Source organism: Limnohabitans sp. 103DPR2, from assembly GCF_001412575.1.
Classification (GTDB): domain Bacteria; phylum Pseudomonadota; class Gammaproteobacteria; order Burkholderiales; family Burkholderiaceae_C; genus Limnohabitans_A.
In genome coordinates this window covers 1,773,452-1,792,250 of sequence record NZ_CP011834.1, presented here as the reverse complement: position 1 = coordinate 1,792,250, position 18,799 = coordinate 1,773,452, and the positions used below count along the sequence as shown (strand labels likewise).

Annotated in this window: 10 protein-coding genes and 1 tRNA gene; 4 read left to right on the top strand and 7 right to left on the bottom strand. The window is 49.5% G+C overall.

The window, feature by feature from the left end; genetic code table 11:
* Positions 1-72: 72 nt before the first annotated feature.
* Complete coding sequence (locus L103DPR2_RS08715; protein WP_055360734.1) at positions 73-2,808, top strand: TonB-dependent receptor; 2,736 nt, start codon at positions 73-75, stop codon at positions 2,806-2,808.
* A gap of 63 nt (positions 2,809-2,871) precedes the next feature.
* Here L103DPR2_RS08715 and L103DPR2_RS08710 read toward each other — a convergent pair whose 3' ends face one another.
* From L103DPR2_RS08710 to L103DPR2_RS08700, 3 genes are read right to left on the bottom strand one after another with little or no spacing between them, the layout of a single operon-like run.
* The gene (locus L103DPR2_RS08710) at positions 2,872-5,958 is read right to left on the bottom strand and encodes an efflux RND transporter permease subunit (RefSeq protein ID WP_055360733.1); all 3,087 of its coding nucleotides are present in this window, start codon (positions 5,956-5,958) and stop codon (positions 2,872-2,874) included.
* Positions 5,958-7,073, bottom strand: coding sequence for an efflux RND transporter periplasmic adaptor subunit (locus L103DPR2_RS08705; RefSeq protein ID WP_055360732.1), 1,116 nt, complete (start codon positions 7,071-7,073; stop codon positions 5,958-5,960). Before L103DPR2_RS08705 ends, L103DPR2_RS08710 begins: the two co-directional genes overlap by 1 nt.
* A gap of 16 nt (positions 7,074-7,089) precedes the next feature.
* A complete protein-coding gene (locus tag L103DPR2_RS08700) occupies positions 7,090-9,363 on the bottom strand; it encodes an arginine/lysine/ornithine decarboxylase (protein ID WP_055360731.1) in 2,274 nt (757 codons plus the stop codon).
* Positions 9,364-9,481: 118 nt separating this feature from the next.
* Between L103DPR2_RS08700 and L103DPR2_RS08695 the strand changes: the two genes are divergently transcribed.
* Together L103DPR2_RS08695 and L103DPR2_RS08690 are read left to right on the top strand one after the other, a co-directional pair.
* Positions 9,482-9,572 (top strand) — tRNA-Ser (locus L103DPR2_RS08695).
* Positions 9,573-9,616: 44 nt separating this feature from the next.
* Positions 9,617-10,873, top strand: a complete 1,257-nt coding sequence (locus L103DPR2_RS08690; RefSeq protein WP_257719789.1) for an MFS transporter — start codon at positions 9,617-9,619, stop codon at positions 10,871-10,873.
* On the opposite strand, the gene L103DPR2_RS08685 is transcribed toward L103DPR2_RS08690, so the two are convergent.
* From L103DPR2_RS08685 to L103DPR2_RS08670, 4 genes are read right to left on the bottom strand one after another with little or no spacing between them, the layout of a single operon-like run.
* Complete coding sequence (locus tag L103DPR2_RS08685) at positions 10,870-12,642, bottom strand: ABC transporter ATP-binding protein (RefSeq protein WP_055360729.1); 1,773 nt, start codon at positions 12,640-12,642, stop codon at positions 10,870-10,872. The two genes, L103DPR2_RS08690 and L103DPR2_RS08685, sit on opposite strands and share 4 nt — an antisense overlap.
* Positions 12,643-12,668: 26 nt before the next feature.
* Positions 12,669-13,727, bottom strand: a complete 1,059-nt coding sequence (locus L103DPR2_RS08680) for an ABC transporter permease (protein ID WP_055360728.1) — start codon at positions 13,725-13,727, stop codon at positions 12,669-12,671.
* Between the two features lie 24 nt (positions 13,728-13,751).
* Positions 13,752-14,690, bottom strand: coding sequence for an ABC transporter permease (locus tag L103DPR2_RS08675; RefSeq protein WP_055360727.1), 939 nt, complete (start codon positions 14,688-14,690; stop codon positions 13,752-13,754).
* Between the two features lie 12 nt (positions 14,691-14,702).
* A complete protein-coding gene (locus tag L103DPR2_RS08670) occupies positions 14,703-16,517 on the bottom strand; it encodes an ABC transporter substrate-binding protein (RefSeq protein WP_197274858.1) in 1,815 nt (604 codons plus the stop codon).
* Between the two features lie 241 nt (positions 16,518-16,758).
* Between L103DPR2_RS08670 and L103DPR2_RS08665 the strand changes: the two genes are divergently transcribed.
* Entirely contained in the window at positions 16,759-18,789 is a 2,031-nt protein-coding gene (locus L103DPR2_RS08665; protein ID WP_055360725.1) for a M3 family metallopeptidase, read from the top strand.
* Positions 18,790-18,799: the final 10 nt, after the last annotated feature.

Genomic DNA, 18,799 nt, shown 5'->3' with positions numbered 1-18,799 from the left:
AGTGTCTGGTTGTTCCGAAAAGACCATTTTTCACTTCATTCTCATATTCATTTAGTTACAAAAGGATTAAAAATGCCAAATTTTAAAGTCAGTCCGATACACCTTGGCGTCATTGCATTGATTGGATTTTCAAGCTTAAATGCAGTTGCTCAGCAAAAGGTAGAAGAAGTATTCGTTACTGGATCAGCTATCCGTCGAATTGTTTCAGACGAAGCTTTGCCAATTCAAGTTGTCACCAAAGAAGAAATCAAGTCTTTTGGTGTGAGCAACACCGAGGAGTTGATGAAGTTTATGCCTATTGCCCAATCAATGGGAGGTACGCATAGCTCACTTGATGGCGCTGGCGGTGTTTCTAATTATGGTCAAGCAACAATTTCACTCAGGGGAATTGGAGACCAATACACACTTGTTTTGGTAAATGGACGCCCAGCAAATGGCAACCTGAACCTGATACCTTTGGCAGCTATCGAAAGAATTGAAATTCTTCAAGACGGCGCATCAAGCACCTATGGGTCGGATGCGATTGCAGGTGTTGTCAATTTCATCATGACTAACAATTTCCAAGGCGTGGAAGTTTCTGCGAACGTTGGCACCCCAACTCGACCTGGTGGTGGTCAAAGGAAAACATTTGGCGTGACGGTTGGCAAGGGAAATTACGCTACTGACGGCTTTAACATTACGGGTTCTTTCTCAGCTGAGACTGAAAAAGAGCTTTATGCTGGAGACCGTGATTTTGCAAAAACTGGAAATGTATTTCCCTACCTAGTAGGCGCCGCAACTGGACAAGGCAACATCGAAGGCGGCTGGATTCCTGGCGTTGGAAAAGCATCGACTTTTAAAGGTTCTACTTGGTACGGAAACCCCTTGGCAGCAAGTGGTAACTGTGCGGACATTTCCATGTTCTTATATCCAAGCCTTTCCGGAGGTAAAGCGCCCTATTGTCTCTACGACAGTGCAAAGGATGTGAGATTGGTCCCAGAACGTGAAGCACTCAGCGTTTCTTTCTCCGGGAAATACAAGTTAAATAATTCTGTTCAGTTGTTCGGTGACGCAATCATTTCGCAAACTGATTTGACTTCTCGCTATCAACCGAGCCCTGTCAGATATTCTTTCCTGACAACTGATAGCCTATTTGCGGCTCAAAAAATTGATCCGGCGCTATTGATCAGCCCATCCAATCCCAATTACAAAATAGCAGCAGATTACTTAACCAAACAAGGATTCGGCTCACTGGTTGGTCAATCGTTGGCGATTACATCTCGCGTATTCGACTTTGGGCCACGAACAAATACCAACAATTTGAATGATTCTCGATTTGTTGCCGGTGCTAGAGGTGATCTGAATGGGCATGCATGGGAAAGTGCCGTCTATTCAATGACTTCCAAAGTTGACTCTGGCGTAGCTGATGGCTATTTTTCACAAGTCAAGTTTGCTCAAATCGTCAATTCGCGTAATGACTGGAATCCTTGGGCTCCAGCTTCTGCACAAACCGACGCTTTTAAGCAAGCAGTCCAAGCTGCAAAATATACAGGTTCGACCATTGGCATCAACACCAAAACAGTTGGTGGAGATGCAAAGATAACGGGACCAGCATTTAATGCACCAGGCGGTGAAGCCATGTATGCAGCAGGCGTTCAGTATCAAAAATACGAACTTGAACGCAATCCTGACTCAGCACTCGCTTCAGGCGATATTGCTGGATTGGGTGGTGCCCAACTGGCTTTGACCAAAGATCGATCCAACACTGCTGCATTTGGCGAACTCTCAATTCCTGTTAGCAAAACACTGGAATTGAATACGTCTGCGCGCCACGATAACTACAGCGACTTTGGTGGTGCAGATACATACAAAGCAAATGCACGCTGGAAAGCAAGCAACATTGCCGTCGTTCGCGCGTCAATGGGCACTGGTTTCAGAGCTCCATCACTTACCAGTTTGTGGACTCCGCAGACTACTGGAACATCGGCACAGTTTACGGATCCAAAATTCCCAAACATGCCGAATCAACAGGTTCAAGAAGTCAGTGGTGGCAACCCGAATCTTCAACCAGAAAAATCTAAGCAAAAATCAATTGGTTTGGTACTAACGCCTGTTAAGAATCTAACAATTGGTATTGATGCTTGGAACATTGAGATCGATGGAAAAATTACCAGTGCATCCGCACAAGAAACTGTTTCTCGCTTCCGATCTGGTGACGCAGCTTACGCGGGGTTAGTAACCCTGAACCCATCAACTGGAATGGTTGATCAAGTTAAGAGTGTTTTTGCAAACATTGGATCCGCATCATATTCAGGCATTGATTTGAATGCTGCTTATAAGATGAATTTGGAATCAGGGACTCTTGGGCTTTCAATGTATGGCACATACATGAACAAAGCTGACGAAACGTCACCAAGTGGAACAATTTCAAGAAAAGTTGGAACCATGGTTGAGTCCAATGGCGATCCTGTCATTGGCGCTGATAGCGGTGGCGTCATTGTTAAGTGGAAACATTTGCTCACAGTTTCGTACGAAACAGGCCCATGGCGCTATACCCTCGGTCAAAACTTTTATACTGGTTACAGGACTGGTGACAGAATGTTGGACGGAGAACCTAACTATGTTCCAAATCAAACAACCTATAACGCTCAAGTTTCTTACAGCGGTGTAAAAAACCTCAAACTGACTTTGGGTGTGAAGAACTTGCTTGACAAGAACCCTCCAATTTATGTGCCTGCATCGAATCAATTCGCATCAGGCTATGACATCTCTATGTATGATCCCCGTGCACGATTCGTGTACTTGTCAGCCAACTATAAATTTAATTAACTTGTAAGTTGCTGCTAAAAACCGCTCCTCGGAGCGGTTTTTTTTGCCTGGTCAAATTGAATATTAAGTCGCATCGTCTTTGACAAGGTAAGAGTAAATCACGGGCACCACCACCAAGGTTAAAAAAGTAGACGTCAATACACCACCAATGATGGCGCGTCCCATGCCTGCTTGTAATTCACCGCCTTCGTTCAGCGCCAAGGCCAAGGGCAGCATGCCAAATATCATTGCAAAGGTGGTCATCATGATGGGTCGCATGCGAACCTGTCCAGCTTCAAGCAATGCATCTTTCACTGAAAGGCCACGCCTGCGCGATTCATTGGCAAAGTCGATCAACAAAATGGCGTTTTTGGTCACCAAGCCCATCAGCATCACCATGCCAATCATGGAGAACAAGTTCAATGTTGTTTGAGTGAGCCACAAAGAAAGCATCACGCCCATCAAGGCCAAAGGCAGCGATGCCATGATGGCAATCGGCTGTTTGAAACTGTTGAATTGACTGGCCAACACAATGTAAATGAAAAGCACGGCCATCAACATGGCACTCAAGATGGCCGAGAATGCATCTTGCTGATCTTTGGTCGATCCTTGCAAATCAAAGTAAATGCCTTCCGGCGGTGTAGTGGCTTTCATCATGGCTTGAACATCAGCGCCTACATCACCAGCTGGACGGCCTTCAACACTTGCAAAAATGGCTTCGCGGCGCATCAAGTTTTGGCGCCTGATCACTTCTGGGTTGGCTGTGGGTTCAATGCGCGCCACTCTGGCCAATTCAATGGCTTGGCCTTCTTTGGTATACGCAACGGGCAATTTGTGCATTTGCACCAAATGCTGACGATCGAGTTCAGGCAAACGTAAGACCACCTGAACCTGCTCACCATCACCTGCCAGCCAGTTTGTGGCAACTTCACCATTGACATAGGCTCTCAGCGTCTGCGCCACTTGCGAAGCGTTCAAGCCCAGTTCACGAATGGCCAATGCATCCAGTTTGACGCTGTAGGCTGTCAGTCCAGGCTTGACGGAAAGGTCCACGTCCACAATGCCTGGAATGCTTTTGATCTTTTCAGAAAAGTCTTTGCTGAATTGCGCCAAACGTTCGGCATCGTTGCCCAACACCGCAATGTAGATCGGCCTGTCCAAGCCAATGGCCACTTCAATGCCTGAGATGGGCTGCGTCAACTTCCGAAGAACTTCTTCAATTTGCTTTTGCGTGCGTTGCCGTTCATGTTTGGGTTTTAAGACAATGTTGACGGCCGCCTGATTTCGACCCACCAAAAATCCAGCATCACTGCCACCAATCACGGTCACCACCGTTTCAACTTCAGGCACAGATCGAATGGCCGCCTCAACTTGGGCCAACTTTTCGCTACTGCGTGGCAAGCTAGACCCCACCGGCAAGCGCATGGTGATTTGAATCAGTCCACGGTCTGTCTGTGGAATGAATTCTGTTCCAACCACTTTGGTCAGTAAAAATGCAATCACCAAGCTCAATACCGCACCCCAAAGCACCAACGCACGATGCGACAGCCTCAACCCTGGAACGAGTTCAAACTTGCGAGTGTCAAAAATCCAGTGAACCAAAGACTCGTAAGATGCGTGGCATCCTGCCATGAAACGATCGACCCTCGCAATCAAATAGCCGAGCACGGGCACCCGGTCCAAATTGGCATTGGCGGGCTCTGGCCAAACACTGGACAACATCGGATCCAAGGTAAAACTGACCAACAAAGAGATGATCACTGCGACAACCACCGTGATTCCGAATGGGAAAAACAAGCGACCTGTGATGCCATCCATGAAAGCCATCGGCACAAATACAGCACAAATCGCAAAGGTCGTCGCCAAAACGGCCAAGCCAATTTCTTGAGTGCCTTCCAGAGCCGCTTGGACATGCGATTTGCCCATGGCCAAATGCCGCACAATGTTTTCACGCACCACAATGGCATCGTCCACCAGCAAGCCGATGCACAGTGACAAAGCCATCATGGTCATGAAGTTGAGTGTGAATCCAAAAGCCTGAACGGCGATGAAACTGGAAATGACCGAAATGGGCAGGGTCAATCCTGTGATCACCGTGCTTCGCCAAGACTTCAAGAAAAGCAACACAATGGCCACCGTCAACAAAGCGCCTTCAATCAGCGTTCTTTGGACGCCCACCAATGAAACCTTGACCCAATCGCTGTTCAAGCTGATTGTGCGAATTTCAACATCTGCGGGAATTTGATTCTTGAGTTCAGCCAAGGCCTCTTTGATGCCCTCGCCTGTGCTCACAATGTTGGCGTCTTGCTGTTTAAACACTTCAATGCTGATGGCACGCTGACCGTTGATACGCGCCAAGGATTCAAGTTCTTTTTCACGCAGGTAAAGATTGCCAAGATCTGCCACAGTCACAGGCAATCCGCTTCGTTGCTGAACCACGGTAGCGTTCAAGTCCAAATAATTTTTGGACCGACCTTCCATTCGCAAAATGCCATCCTGAACGTCATTGGATATCAAGCCAATGGGTGCATCTTGATTTTGAGCTTTGAGGGCATTGCTGATGTCTATGGGAAGAACAGCATTGGCACGCAATTTTTGTTGGTTCAAGTCGATGCGAATTTCTCGCGTGGCATTGCCAGAAATTTTGATGAAGGCAATGCCATCAATTCGTTGCAAACGTCGAACCACTTGCAATTCCGCCAACATCGACACATCGCGATGCGTCTTGGATTGCGACAAAACCCCAATCACCGCCACAGGCTCTGAGGCCTCATTGTTAACGCGCAAAACCAAGGGGGTTTTGGCATCTTTTGGAAATGCGGCCTGCACAGCTGCTATTTTGTCCCGCACATCTTGCATGCCACGGGCCATGTTGGCATTCAAATTGAATTCGACACTGGTTTGGCTGCGACCTTCGAAAGAGCGTGATGTGATGCGTTTCACACCGGCAATGCCATTGAGTGCTTCTTCAATTTTTTTAGTGATTTCTTCCTCCACCGATTGCGGCGACGCACCTGGGTAAAGCACATCGACATAGGCAATCGGCAAGTTCAAATCAGGCAGTTGTTCTACCCCCAACTTGACATAAGAAAAGATGCCTAGGACACACAAGGCAATCATCACCATGACCGCAAAGACAGGCCTTGCAATCGATACACGCGTAACCCACATCAGCGCTTGACCTCAACCTTGGTGCCCTCTTTCAGGCCCTCAAATCGAAGCGCCAACACAGCGTCAGTGGTTTTCAGGCCATCCAAGATGTATATGCGCTGACCTTGTGAATCCTTCATACCAGTCGTGACGGTCTGACGTTTGAGCACGCCCTCTTGAATGACCCAAACGATGCTCTTGCCACCTTCTTCTTGGACGGCAGTGATCGGCAAGGTCAAACCCTCTTTGCTTAATGCATAGGCGTATTGCGCCATGCCCATCAAACCCGGGCGAAGCATGGGTGGCAAACTTGCCTGCTCTAGCGTGAGATACACAGGAAGTGCGCGGGATCCTGCATCGTTACCAGGACCCATGCGATCCAAACGAAGCATAACGGCCTGACTGACGCCTTCAAATTGAACGGGCATCTTCAAGCCAGGTTTGAGAAATTGACTTGCAGCTGCGTCAACCATGGCCTTGAACTCCAAGCGGGCTGGGTTCAGCAATTGAAGCACTTCTTGTTCTTGCGAAATTTTTTCACCTGCGTTAACCAACCGACGTGCCACAACCCCGGCAAAAGGTGCCGTGATCGCAGCATCAGCAACTTGTTTTGAATGTGCCATGGCGGCCGACTCGGCTGCTTTCAACTGCGCTAAATTAGCGGCCAAATTAGCCTGCGAAGAAGCCAAAGCCGTTTCTGAAATAAAGCCTTGTCGTGACAAATCTTGATTGGCTTTGTGCTGCGACAAGCTCAACTGGTAGGCCCGTTGAGCCGAACTCAGTGCTGCTTCACGCTCCTCAGTTCTTGAACTTAAGTCACGTACATCTACTTCAGCCAGAATTTGGCCTTTTTGAACCGTTTGACCTTCGGCAACATTCAAACGGAGCAAAGTCCCTGCCGTTTTACTGCGCAATGTGGCTGTTTCAGAGGCAATCAACACCCCCGACATTTCAATCCGTCCAGACAGCGCCTGCAATTGGGCTTGCGTCACCTCAGAGGCTTGGAATACTTTCACCAGGACATCTTTGACTGGCGCTGCTTTGGCCCTTTGATGCTGCCAATACCAAGTACCGCCACCCAAAGACAGCAGCACGATCAAAGCAAGAAATAAGTGGGTTCGTGATTTGAAGTTCATTCAAGGACAGCAGTGATCAATCGACGCGAACGCAATCAGCGTAGTAACGCTTTACACCGTCTTCGCCCTTCTCTTCCACCAAACCATGAATGTCGGTTTCAAAGCCAGGACACTGTAGATTGAACTCACGAGAGAACTTCAAATAATCCACGATCTTCTTGTTGAAGACCTCACCGGGCACCAACAATGGAATGCCTGGAGGATAAGGTGTCACCAATCCCACGGTGATGCGGCCTTCCAATTCATCGATGGCCACGCGCTCTGTTTTACGACGGGCAATTTGCGCATAGGCATCTGCTGGCGTCATGGCAGGCGTGAGGTCGGACAAATACATTTCCGTGGTCAAGCGTGCGATGTCGTATTTGGCGTACAGCGCGTGAATGTGCTGGCACAAATCACGCAAGCCCATGCGCTCATATTTGGGCTGCTTCTGGCAGAACTCCGGCATGATGCGCCACATGGGCTGGTTGCGATCGTAGTCATCTTTGAATTGCTGCAAGGCTGTCAGCAAAGAATTCCAGCGACCTTTGGTGATGCCAATGGTGAACATGATGAAGAAGCTGTAAAGGCCGGTCTTCTCAACCACCACGCCATGCTCTGTCAAGAATTTGGTCAACACGGAAGCCGGTATGCCCGCCTTGTCAAACTTGCCATCCAAATTCAAACCAGGGGTCACGATGGTGGCCTTGATAGGGTCCAGCATGTTGAAGCCATCGGCCATCTGACCAAAGCCATGCCACTTGCTGCCCTTTTTGCGTGAATCGCTGCGAATGATCCAGTCCTCAGCGCGTCCAATGCCCTCATCGACCAAGTTCTCGGGGCCCCACACTTTGAACCACCAGTCTTTGCCGTACTCGTCATCCACTTTGCGCATGGCACGACGGAAGTCCAAAGCTTCGGCGATGCTCTCTTCCACCAAAGCTGTACCGCCAGGAGGCTCCATCATGGCCGCAGCAACGTCGCAGCTGGCAATGATGCTGTACTGAGGGCTGGTGCTGGTGTGCATCAAATAGGCTTCATTGAACAGGTGCCTGTCCAACTTTGTATTTTGAGAATCCTGAATCAACACATGGCTGGCTTGGCTGATACCCGCCAACAGTTTGTGAATGGATTGCGTGGCATAGACCACAGAATTCTTGGGACGTGCGCGCTTCTTGCCCATGGCGTGGTAGGTGCCATAAAACGGATGGAACGCTGCATGAGGCAACCAAGCTTCGTCAAAGTGGAGGTTTTCAACATAGCCATCCAGCATGCCCTTGATGGTCTCGGTGTTGTACAGCACACCGTCATAGGTCGACTGCGTCAGCGTCATGACGCGTGGCTGGACCTTTTTAGCATCAATGCCTTTGAGCAAGGGGTTGGCCTTGATCTTGGCTTGGATGTTGCTCACTTCAAATTCACTTTGAGGGATAGGACCAATGATGCCGTAATGGTTGCGAGTGGGTTTAAGGAAAACAGGAATCGCGCCAGTCATGATGATGGCGTGCAAAATTGATTTGTGACAGTTGCGGTCAACCACCACCACATCGCCAGGTGCCACGGTATGGTGCCAAACCATCTTGTTGGACGTGCTGGTGCCATTGGTCACAAAGAAACAGTGGTCGGCGTTGAAGATGCGCGCCGCATTGCGTTCGCTCTCGCCAATCGCGCCGTTGTGGTCCAACAACTGGCCCAATTCTTCAACAGCATTACAGACGTCAGCACGCAACATGTTTTCACCATAAAACTGGTGGTACATCTGGCCTACAGGACTCTTCAAAAAGGCGACGCCACCTGAATGGCCTGGACAGTGCCATGAGTACGAGCCGTCTTCTGCATAGTCGAGCAGGGCTTTGAAGAAAGGCGGTTGAACACCTTCCAAATAACTTTTGGCTTCACGGATGATGTGACGCGACACAAACTCAGGCGTGTCTTCAAACATGTGAATGAAACCATGCAATTCACGCAAGATGTCATTGGGAATGTGGCGTGAGGTTTTGGTTTCACCATAAATATAGATGGGCACATCTGCATTCTTGCGACGCACTTCTTCAATGAAAGCGCGCAAACTCAAAACGGCAGGGTCAAGGTCTGGGCCTGGTGTGAACTCTTCATCGTCAATCGACAAAATGAAGGCACTGGCACGTGATTGCTGCTGCGCAAACTGTGACAAGTCACCATAACTGGTCACACCCAAGACTTCAAAGCCCTCGGTTTCAATGGCCTGAGCCAAGGCACGGATACCCAAACCTGAGGTGTTCTCAGAGCGGTAGTCTTCATCGATGATGACGATCGGAAAACGAAATTTCATAGGGGACCTGCCTTGGGTCAAAAATTGGACAACAGGGGCGAAGTGTAATGAATAAACGGGCCATCAGAAGCGGTTTGGGTCAAGAATGTGCCTCTAAACTGCTATACTTGCGGGCTTCGGAGCGGTGGATGAGTGGTTTAAGTCGCACGCCTGGAAAGCGTGTGTGGGTTCATAGCCCACCGCGGGTTCGAATCCCGCCTGCTCCGCCAAATTCAAACCCCGCTAGAACCTTGTTTTAGCGGGGTTTTTCCTTTTGAACATCTTTCGCAGTCCCCTCTTTCAAATTCCCGGCTACCGACGGATGTGGCTCTCCATTTTGTTCAGCAATTTGGGAGGTCAAATCACCATGTTGGCTTTGCCCCTCACAGCGGTGTTCCTGTTAGACGCCAGCCCCACCCAAATGGGCCTGCTCACGGCCATGGAAATTGCCCCCTTTGTGTTGCTCTCACTGCCAGGTGGCGTGCTCATTGATCGCATGCAAAAACTTCCCCTGTACATTGCCGGTGAAATTTTCATGGGCTGTACCTTGCTTCTCATTCCACTGGCGTGGGCGCTGGACATGCTTAACATGCCCTTGATGTATGCGGTCAGCTTTGCACTGGGCACTGTTTACACCATCGCCGGATCGGCCTCTCAAATTGTTCTGACCCAACTTGTCGGACGTGAAAAACTGGTTGAAGCCTATTCACAAAACGCCATTGCTGGCTCTATGGCAGAAGTACTGGGCCCTGGCATGGCAGGTTTGTTGATACGCGTGTTTGGTGCGCCCTTGGCGTTGGTCATGGATGCTTTACTTTTGATAGGTTCGGTGGTGATGTTGCGTGGCATCCGAATTCACGAAGTAGTTCCACCTCGGTCCACCTGGAAAGACCGATCATTCAAAGATGAATTGATGAAAGGTGTGAACTTTGTCAAATCACAAAAAATGCTCATCGAAATGGCAGCCACAGTGGGTGCTTGGCAATTTTTTGCGCAATTGGCTTTGTCAGTTCAAATTATTTTTGCTGTCAAAGACTTAGGCTTAGACGAAACCTTGGTCTCAATGAGTTTTGTCGCATTGGGCATTGGTTCTGTGTTGGGCGGCATGGCGGGGCCCAAATTGTCATCGCGCTTTGGTCCTGGACCCGCGCTCATCTTGGGAATCGCCATCACATCGTTTGGATGGATCAGCTTGTTGGCCCTAGAAAGTTACTTGCCAAGTTTGTTTTTGTTCTCTTGGATGCTTCTTTGTTTCAGTTGGGGCGCCACCTTGCTCTTTGTGAATTTCTTATCGCTTCGGCAATCATTTACGCCAACAGAACTCTTAGGCCGCATGACCACCACCATGCGTTGGTTGATTTTGCTACCAGCAGGTCCTGGCGCCATTTTGGGAGGCTGGATGGCCGAGCACTGGGGCATGCGAAGCTCACTCGGCGCAGCAGGCGCAGGCACGCTTCTGGTGGCACTGATCGCCTATTCAAGGCCTTATTTGAAAAGCCTTAAGGCCTTGCCAGACGCTAAGAGTGCTTAAACAGCCATCGCATGCTGAACTTTGGGAACGGCAGCCAGCAGGGTTTGTGTGTAACTGTGCTGCGGCTTGGCATAAATGCTTAGCGCATCACCTTGCTCCACCACTTGACCCTTGTTCATCACCAACAAAGTGTCAGACATGTAACGCACCACTTCCAAATCGTGCGATATGAACAAATAGCTGAGCCCAAGGTCTTTTTGCAAGTCCTTCAAGAGATTCAAAACCTGCGCTTGGACAGAAACATCCAATGCCGATACAGCCTCATCCAAGATGACCACCTCTGGTGACAAGCTGAGCGAACGCGCAATGGCAATCCGCTGACGCTGGCCACCTGAGAACTCAAAGGGATAGCGCTTCAGCGCTGACGCAGGCATGCCAACTTTGTCTAGCAGCGCCAAAGATTGCTTTTCCCAATCGGCAGAACCAGCGCCAATGCCGTGCAACTGCATGGGCTCGCTCAAAATTTCACCCACGGTAAACCTTGGGTTTAAAGATGCATAAGGATTCTGAAAAACAATTTGAAGACGACGCTTGTATTTGGCAAACGCCTGATTCGACATCTCTAGCAAGTTCTGACCATCAAATAGCACCTTGCCTGCCGTGGCTTCATGCAAGCGCAACAAACACAGCCCCACCGTTGTTTTGCCAGAGCCCGACTCCCCCACCAAACCAACCGTTTGACCGCGCTGTAGTTTGAAGCTGACATCTTCAACGGCGACAAAATCATCACTCTTGAACCAATTGCCAGAACGTTTGAATACTTTGCGTAAATTTTGAACTTCAAGCAAAGCATGCTCAGAGGCACTCATGGGAGCAGCCGCTGCAGAGGCTGTGATGGTCACAATTTCAGGATTGTCTGAATTGTTTTGAGGTAGATGAGAGGTGGGTTGGGCCGACATCCAATCATCAATGGTTAACAAACGTTTGCCTTGTCGTTCTGCACTGGGTCTGCAACTGAGCAAGGCCTTGGTGTAGGGGTCTTGAGGCGCACTGAAAATGGTTTTAACAGGACCGGCCTCACGAACCGTTCCTTTGCGCATCACCACCGCATGATCGGCCACTTCACTGACCAAGCCAAGGTCATGGGTAATGAACAACATGGCCATTCGGCGTCGCTCGCGCAGTTCAGCCAACAGCATCATGATTTGACGCTGCACAGTGACATCCAGCGCTGTGGTGGGTTCGTCTGCAATCAACAACTCTGGCTCACAAGCCAAGGCCATGGCAATCATGACGCGCTGCTGCTGTCCACCTGACAATTCATGCGGATACGTATGGATGCGTTTCTGCGGTTCTGGAATACCCACCTCCTCCAGCAAGTCGCGCGCACGGCTTAAGGCTTCTTTGCCGCTGATGCGCTTGTGAATTCGGAGCATTTCAGCCAGCTGATAACCCACGGTGTAAACAGGGTTGAGCGACGTCATGGGATCTTGGAAAATCATGGCGATTCGAGAACCGCGAATCAACTGCCACTCGGGGCGGCTGAGATTCAACAAGGAGCGTCCGTCGTAGTCAATTTTGGAGTGAATCGCCACCTTGGCATTTTGACTTGGCAAGAGCCCCATGATGGCCAAGGCGCTGACAGACTTGCCACTTCCAGATTCACCGACCAAGGCCACAGTGCGTTCACGTGGAATGACGAAAGAAACTTCTTCGACAGCTCTGACCGGTGCTTTGGATGCACTGATGAAATCAACTGTGAGATTTTTAACCTCCAACAAATTGTCGGAGATGTTGGCAATGGGTGGGGGTGTGCGACGTGTAGCCATGCTTGAAATAGTCTCTCAATATCGTCTCAATGAATCACTTTGGGATCGAGTGCATCCCGCAGTGAGTCTGTCAGCAGTGACAAGGCAGTCACAAAAATCGACATGGCCAATGTTGCTGCCAGCAATTGCCACCAAATGCCAACCAGCAAGTCATTTTGGGCTTCCGTCAACATGGTGCCCCATGACACACCATCCACTGGTACGCCAAAACCTAAGAACGACAAAATGACTTCGGCTTTGATGCATGAAACAGTCAGCAACGAAAATTGGACCAAGATCACGTGACTGACATTGGGCAAAATGTGCACAAACATGCGGCGGTTGTTGGATGCGCCAATGGCGTCTGCCGCCCTCACATAATCACGGTTTCGATGCTTCAGATATTCCCCACGCATCAGTCGATATGTACCAGTCCAACCCGTAGTCCCTAAAATGATGACCACAGCCATGGTGCCTTTGGTATTGAGGACAGCGGCAATTGCCAAGATCAACAAGATGCCTGGAATGGAGTGAAATACGTTGTACAGCCAATTACTCAAATCATCCACGATGCCGCCGTACCATCCCGATACCGCACCCAACACAGAACCCAAGACGGTTGCCATGAGCGCTGCGGCCAATCCCACCAAAATACTGGTTTCAGCGCCTTTGATGGTTTTCGACAGCACATCCCTGCCCCATTTGTCAGACCCCATTGGCAAGCTGGTGGCCAATGCATTGACTTTGTCACCACTGGGCTTCACGGCTTTTTGAGCGGACTCCCATTGGGCGGCAATAGGATCGACGATGTCAGTGGGTGTAGGTTCATACAGCACAACTTCTGGCATTGATTTGGCGTTGTTTGCTGATTGAATGTCGCCCAGCGCCCAAGAAGGTGGTGCATGACTGACGGCCACCTCTTTTTCCCAATCGTGTGCAACAGAGCCCAACAAGGTCGACAAGACCAGCAGCAAACTGAGGACAACGGTGATGCCACTCCAGACCCCTACTTTGTCTGACTTGAAACGGCGCCAAGCTAAGGCCCAAGCACCTTCACTGGCGGCGATCTGCGGTACAGCAACCGCGTTTGAAATAGATGTTTGCATACAAAAATGAAATTCAATGATGCATCAGCGAAGCTGAACGCGTGGGTCCGTGATGCGATAGAGAACGTCGCCGATCAAGTTGAAGACCATGGTGGCAATGGCCACATAAATCGTGACGGCCTTGATGACCGGAAAGTCGCTGCGTTCGACCGCCAAAATGATTTCACGTCCCACACCAGGAATGCCAAAGAAGCGCTCTAACAAAAACGCTCCCAGCAACAAACCTGGCAAGTTTGAAATGACAAACGTGATCACAGGGATCAGCGCGTTGCGCAGCACATGGATGAACATCACCCGAGGCTCAGACAAGCCTTTGGCGCGCGCAGTGCGAACGTAATCTTGGTCAACTTCGTCGAGCACAAAGCTTCTGAACAAACGCGTATTGGGCGCAATGCTGACCAACAAGCCCAACAGAATGGGAAGTGGCGCATAGGTTGTGATGTTCTTCCAGTAGTTGTCACTCCAACCTTGAACTGGAAACCAACCCAATCGATAAGCCAACACATATTGGCCCAGAATGATAAAGACCAAAATACTGACCGACATCAACGCCGTGAAAACGACCATGGTGCCACGATCGATTGAAGATCCACGGACCCAGGCCAATCCTACTGCCAGCACCAAAGCGATCAGTGTTTCAATGACCAGCAAAGGCGCCATCAACGTCAGTGACGCGGGCAGTCGTGTGGCAAAAATATCGGCCACCGATTCCCCAGTGGTCCAACTGTTGCCAAAATTGAATGTGGCCACTTGTTGAACGAAGATCCACAACTGAATGTGCAAGGGTTGGTCCAAGCCCAATTCTGCGCGAATGCTGTCTATTTGCTCTTGATTGGAAAACAAACCAGCCAACACGTAGGCCGGGTCACCACCGATCCAATTGAACAAGAAAAAAACCAGCAAAATAACACCCGCCAAAGTGGGAATCATTTGCCATAAACGGCGAAGGATGTAGGCACTCATGCTCAATCCCTCTTAAGGTTTTTGAATGTCATAGTAAATCCAATCACCCAAGATCAAGGGGTGTTTGCGGTAGCCCTCCACCCGCTGATGACTGAGGCGTGTGGCAATGCCCGTTGAACTGAGTCCCAACACACCATTGACTTCCATCAAACGGTACAAGTTGTGCAGAACTTTGGTTCGTTCAGGGCCATCTGGCAAACGTTTGAGTTTTTCAAAATTAGCGTCGTACTCGGCATTTTCAAAGCATGCGTAATTGTTTTGCCCAATGGTTTTGGAATACAGCAACTTCATCACAAACTCAGCTTCAGATGAACGCGTCCAGCCCAATGCCCAGGATGGAATGGCACACTGCTTACCCTGCTTCAGCATTTCTGGAAACTTGTCTTTTTTGACTTTGAGTCGAATGCCAATGCGGTCCATGGATTTTTTCCAAAGTTCATCGCGCTCACGGTCAATGGAAGAAGTCGAGGAATAAATGGTGAAGACCAAGGGCTTGCCATCGGGCATGCTGCGGTAGCCTTTGGCGTCTTTCTTGTAGCCAAACTCGTCAAGAAGTGCATTGGCAGACAGAGGGCTGAATTTCACCAAGCTTTTGTAATTGGGGTCGTGACCCGCAATCACGGGCGACACCATTTGCTGCGCTTTCACTGCTTGACCTTTGCGAATTACCCGAATTTCTTCATCCACATCAAAGCCCATGATAATGGCACGTCGCAGCGCAATCTTCTCGGGTGTGTAACCCCCAATGACAGGGTCTTTCATGTTGAAGAATTGGTAGCGAATGTCGGGCTCAACACTTCTGTACATGTTGACGCCTTGCGCTACCCATGTTTGCTGCAAATCATTTTTGGGCGTTAAAGCTTTTTCGATGAAGGAAGGCGGCACCGCCACCACGTCAATTTCTTTACCACTGAAGGCCAACCACATCGATTGCGGCTCTTCAATGATGCTCACCTCAACGCGACCCACTTGAGGCATTTTGCGACCTTGCATTTGACTGGCAATGCGCAGCTCTACAGGGTTGTTAGCAGGCGGTTCAAAATCCCAAACAAAGCCAGGGTACTCTGGGTTGGCTTTGAGAATGATCTTGGAACCACGCACCCATTTTTCGAGGATGTAAGGGCCCGTGCCCACCGGATTGGCCATCAACTCTTCAAATCCATATTTCTCCACCACTTCTCGCGCCATGCCGCCGGCAAAGGGATTGGTCAAGAGGGAAAGAAAATTGCGATCGGGTTGGTTCAGTTGAATGGCCAAGGTGTAACGATCAATGACATAAATGCCAGGATGTCGTTGGTCATAATCAAATTTGCCGCTGGCAACAGCTTTTTTGCGGGCATCCGCAAAGCCGAAAATTTTGTCATCGAAATCTGAGACTTGGGGACTTCTGTTTTTAGGGTCTGCGTGCCTTAACAAGGTGTAGACAAAATCTTGCGCGATCAACTCACGGCGTTGGCCCTTGAAGGCTTCATGGGGCGTAAAAAACAAGCCCTTCTTGACTTTGAAGGTGTAAGTTCTGCCATCAGCAGAAACCTCTGGCATGGCTTCTGCAGCGTGCGGAACAATGCGCGTCGGCATGGCCATCCAGTCGTATGTCACCAGGGGCTGGAAAATGGCTGCGGTAATGGTGTTGGAATACAGATCATTGACACGAACGGGATCAAATCCAGTTTCGGTGCTTGGGAATGCAATTTTCAGAACCTTGTCTGGATCTGCCGGATTGGCTTTGGGATTTGGCGCCGGATTGGCAATGGCCAACTGCGCGCAACAAAGCCCTACCAGGCCTAAGAAAGACAGGTGTTTTTTGAATTTCAGTTTCAAAAGCATGCCCCATTGATCCAATAGATCTAATCGCGTCGAAAACTCCACAGCCATCCTCTACAACAATGTTAAGACACAGATTCAGACACCGATAATGGGTCAAATTATTCAGCCTTGGAGAATAATCTAATTCAAAGAAATTCCCTTGAACTTTTTAAAATTGAAGGGCTATTTCAGGGGCTTTGCCCCACACCTCAGGTAAACCCTTAAAGTCAAAATTCCGTTCGCACTCATCAAAAATACCGACATGACCAATCCTTTATTGCAAACATGGCAAACGCCTTTTGGCATGCCCCCCTTTGAGTCAATTCAAGCGTCTCATTTTGAAGAAGCCTTTGACAAAGCCTTGTTGCAGCATCAGGCAGAAATTGCCGCCATTTCTAACAATTCTGAACCCCCAACGTTTGAAAACACATTGATTGCGCTTGAAGCCAGTGGCGATTTGTTGAATCAAACCTCCAATGTTTTTTTCAACCTCAGCGCCTCCCACAGCTCGCCTGACATTCAAAGCCTTGAAAGAAATCTTGCGCCCAAATTGGCAGCGCACAGTGCAGCGCTGTACCTGAATGCAGCCCTCTTTCAGCGCATTGATGCACTGAATCAAACCAAACATCAGCTTCAATTGGATGCTGAATGCATACGTTTGATTGAACGTTATCACTTGGACTTTGTGCGAGCAGGTGCCAAGCTCCAAGCAAAAGACCGCGAAAGCTTCGCTCAAAACAGCGAAAAGTTGGCCAGTCTGTTTACACAGTTCTCGCAAAATGTCCTGGCGGACGAGTCCAGCTTTTGCCTCACACTCACCAAAGACGAGGAGCTTCAAGGCCTGCCTTCCTTTGTGCGTCAATCTGCGCAAAAACTTGCAAAAGACAGAGGTCTGACAGAACCCAACGCACATGCATTCACTTTGTCGCGATCTTCCATCACGCCCTTCATGACGTTTTCGGAGCGACGGGACCTTCGCAAAACCATGTGGAACGCATGGTGCCAGCGGGGTGAGCATGCGGGTGCGCACAACAACGAGCCCATCATGAAGGAAATTCTCAAGCTGCGATTGGCGCAGGCTCGGCTACTGGGTTACAAAGATTTTTCGGAATATGCACTGGCTGACACCATGGCCGGTAGCGCCCAACAAGCGCGTGACTTGCTGATGCGCGTCTGGCAACCCGCTCGCTTGAAAGCTTTGCAAGAACGTGAAGACTTGAAAAAACTGTCTGGCTTGAATGACCTTGAAGCTTGGGACTGGCACTTCTGGACAGAACGCGTCCGAAAAGAAAAATTTGATTTGAACGAAGCTGAAATCAAGCCCTATTTGCAACTGCACAAACTGATGCAAGCCATGTTTCATGTGGCCAACCGTTTGTTTGGCGTGAATTTCAAAGAAGTCAGCAACATTGCCAAGTACCATGACACTGTGACGGGCTGGGAAGTCACAGATGCCAACGGCCAACATGTGGGCTTATTTTTAAGCGACAACTTTGCGCGCAGCACCAAACGCTCTGGTGCGTGGATGAGTACCTACCGGGATCCGATGCACCTCAGTACGTCAATCAGGCCCATCGTTGTGAACAACAACAACTTCTCCCAAGGCCCTGAAGGTCAACCCACCTTGCTCAGCCTAGATGACGCCAGAACCTTGTTCCATGAATTTGGACATGGCTTGCACGGTCTGTTGTCACAAGTGCGTTTTCCAAGATTGTCTGGCACCAGTGTGTTGCGAGACTTTGTCGAATTTCCTTCTCAGGTCTACGAAAACTGGTTGATGCAGCCTCAAATTTTGAAGGAATTTGCGTTGCATGCTGAAACCGGGCAAGCCATGCCCGACGACTTGATTCAAAAGATTTTGGATGCTCAAACTTTCAACCAAGGCTTTTCAACAGTCGAGTATGTTTCCTCTGCGCTGGTAGACCTGGCTTTGCATGAAACCACCGACCTAGACTCTTTGAACTTCAAGGACTTTGAAGCCCGCACGCTGAAGGCCATCGACATGCCACCGGCCATTGGCATGCGCCATCGCTTGCCGCATTTCTCTCACCTGTTTTCATCCAACAGTTATGCATCTGCCTATTACGTTTACATGTGGGCAGAAGTTTTGGACGCTGATGGCTTTGACGCCTTTTTGGAAGCCGGTGATTTGTTTGCACCCGAACCAGCCCACAAGCTTTACGAGCACATTTACTCAGCGGGCAACAAGCAAGATCCAATGCAAGCCTACATTGCGTTCAGAGGCCGTGCGCCCACTGTGACCCCCTTGCTAACCAAACGCGGATTGGCCTGATCAGCAGCCA

What these genes read in the sequence shown, in the direction of transcription:
- L103DPR2_RS08680 (WP_055360728.1), bottom strand. Translation starts at nt 13,727, where the DNA reads ATGCAAACATCTATTTCAAACGCGGTTGCTGTACCGCAGATCGCCGCC.
- L103DPR2_RS08715 (WP_055360734.1), top strand. Translation starts at nt 73, where the DNA reads ATGCCAAATTTTAAAGTCAGTCCGATACACCTTGGCGTCATTGCATTG.
- L103DPR2_RS08665 (WP_055360725.1), top strand. Translation starts at nt 16,759, where the DNA reads ATGACCAATCCTTTATTGCAAACATGGCAAACGCCTTTTGGCATGCCC.
- L103DPR2_RS08700 (WP_055360731.1), bottom strand. Translation starts at nt 9,363, where the DNA reads ATGAAATTTCGTTTTCCGATCGTCATCATCGATGAAGACTACCGCTCT.
- L103DPR2_RS08685 (WP_055360729.1), bottom strand. Translation starts at nt 12,642, where the DNA reads ATGGCTACACGTCGCACACCCCCACCCATTGCCAACATCTCCGACAAT.
- L103DPR2_RS08705 (WP_055360732.1), bottom strand. Translation starts at nt 7,073, where the DNA reads ATGAACTTCAAATCACGAACCCACTTATTTCTTGCTTTGATCGTGCTG.
- L103DPR2_RS08670 (WP_197274858.1), bottom strand. Translation starts at nt 16,517, where the DNA reads ATGCTTTTGAAACTGAAATTCAAAAAACACCTGTCTTTCTTAGGCCTG.
- L103DPR2_RS08710 (WP_055360733.1), bottom strand. Translation starts at nt 5,958, where the DNA reads ATGTGGGTTACGCGTGTATCGATTGCAAGGCCTGTCTTTGCGGTCATG.
- L103DPR2_RS08675 (WP_055360727.1), bottom strand. Translation starts at nt 14,690, where the DNA reads ATGAGTGCCTACATCCTTCGCCGTTTATGGCAAATGATTCCCACTTTG.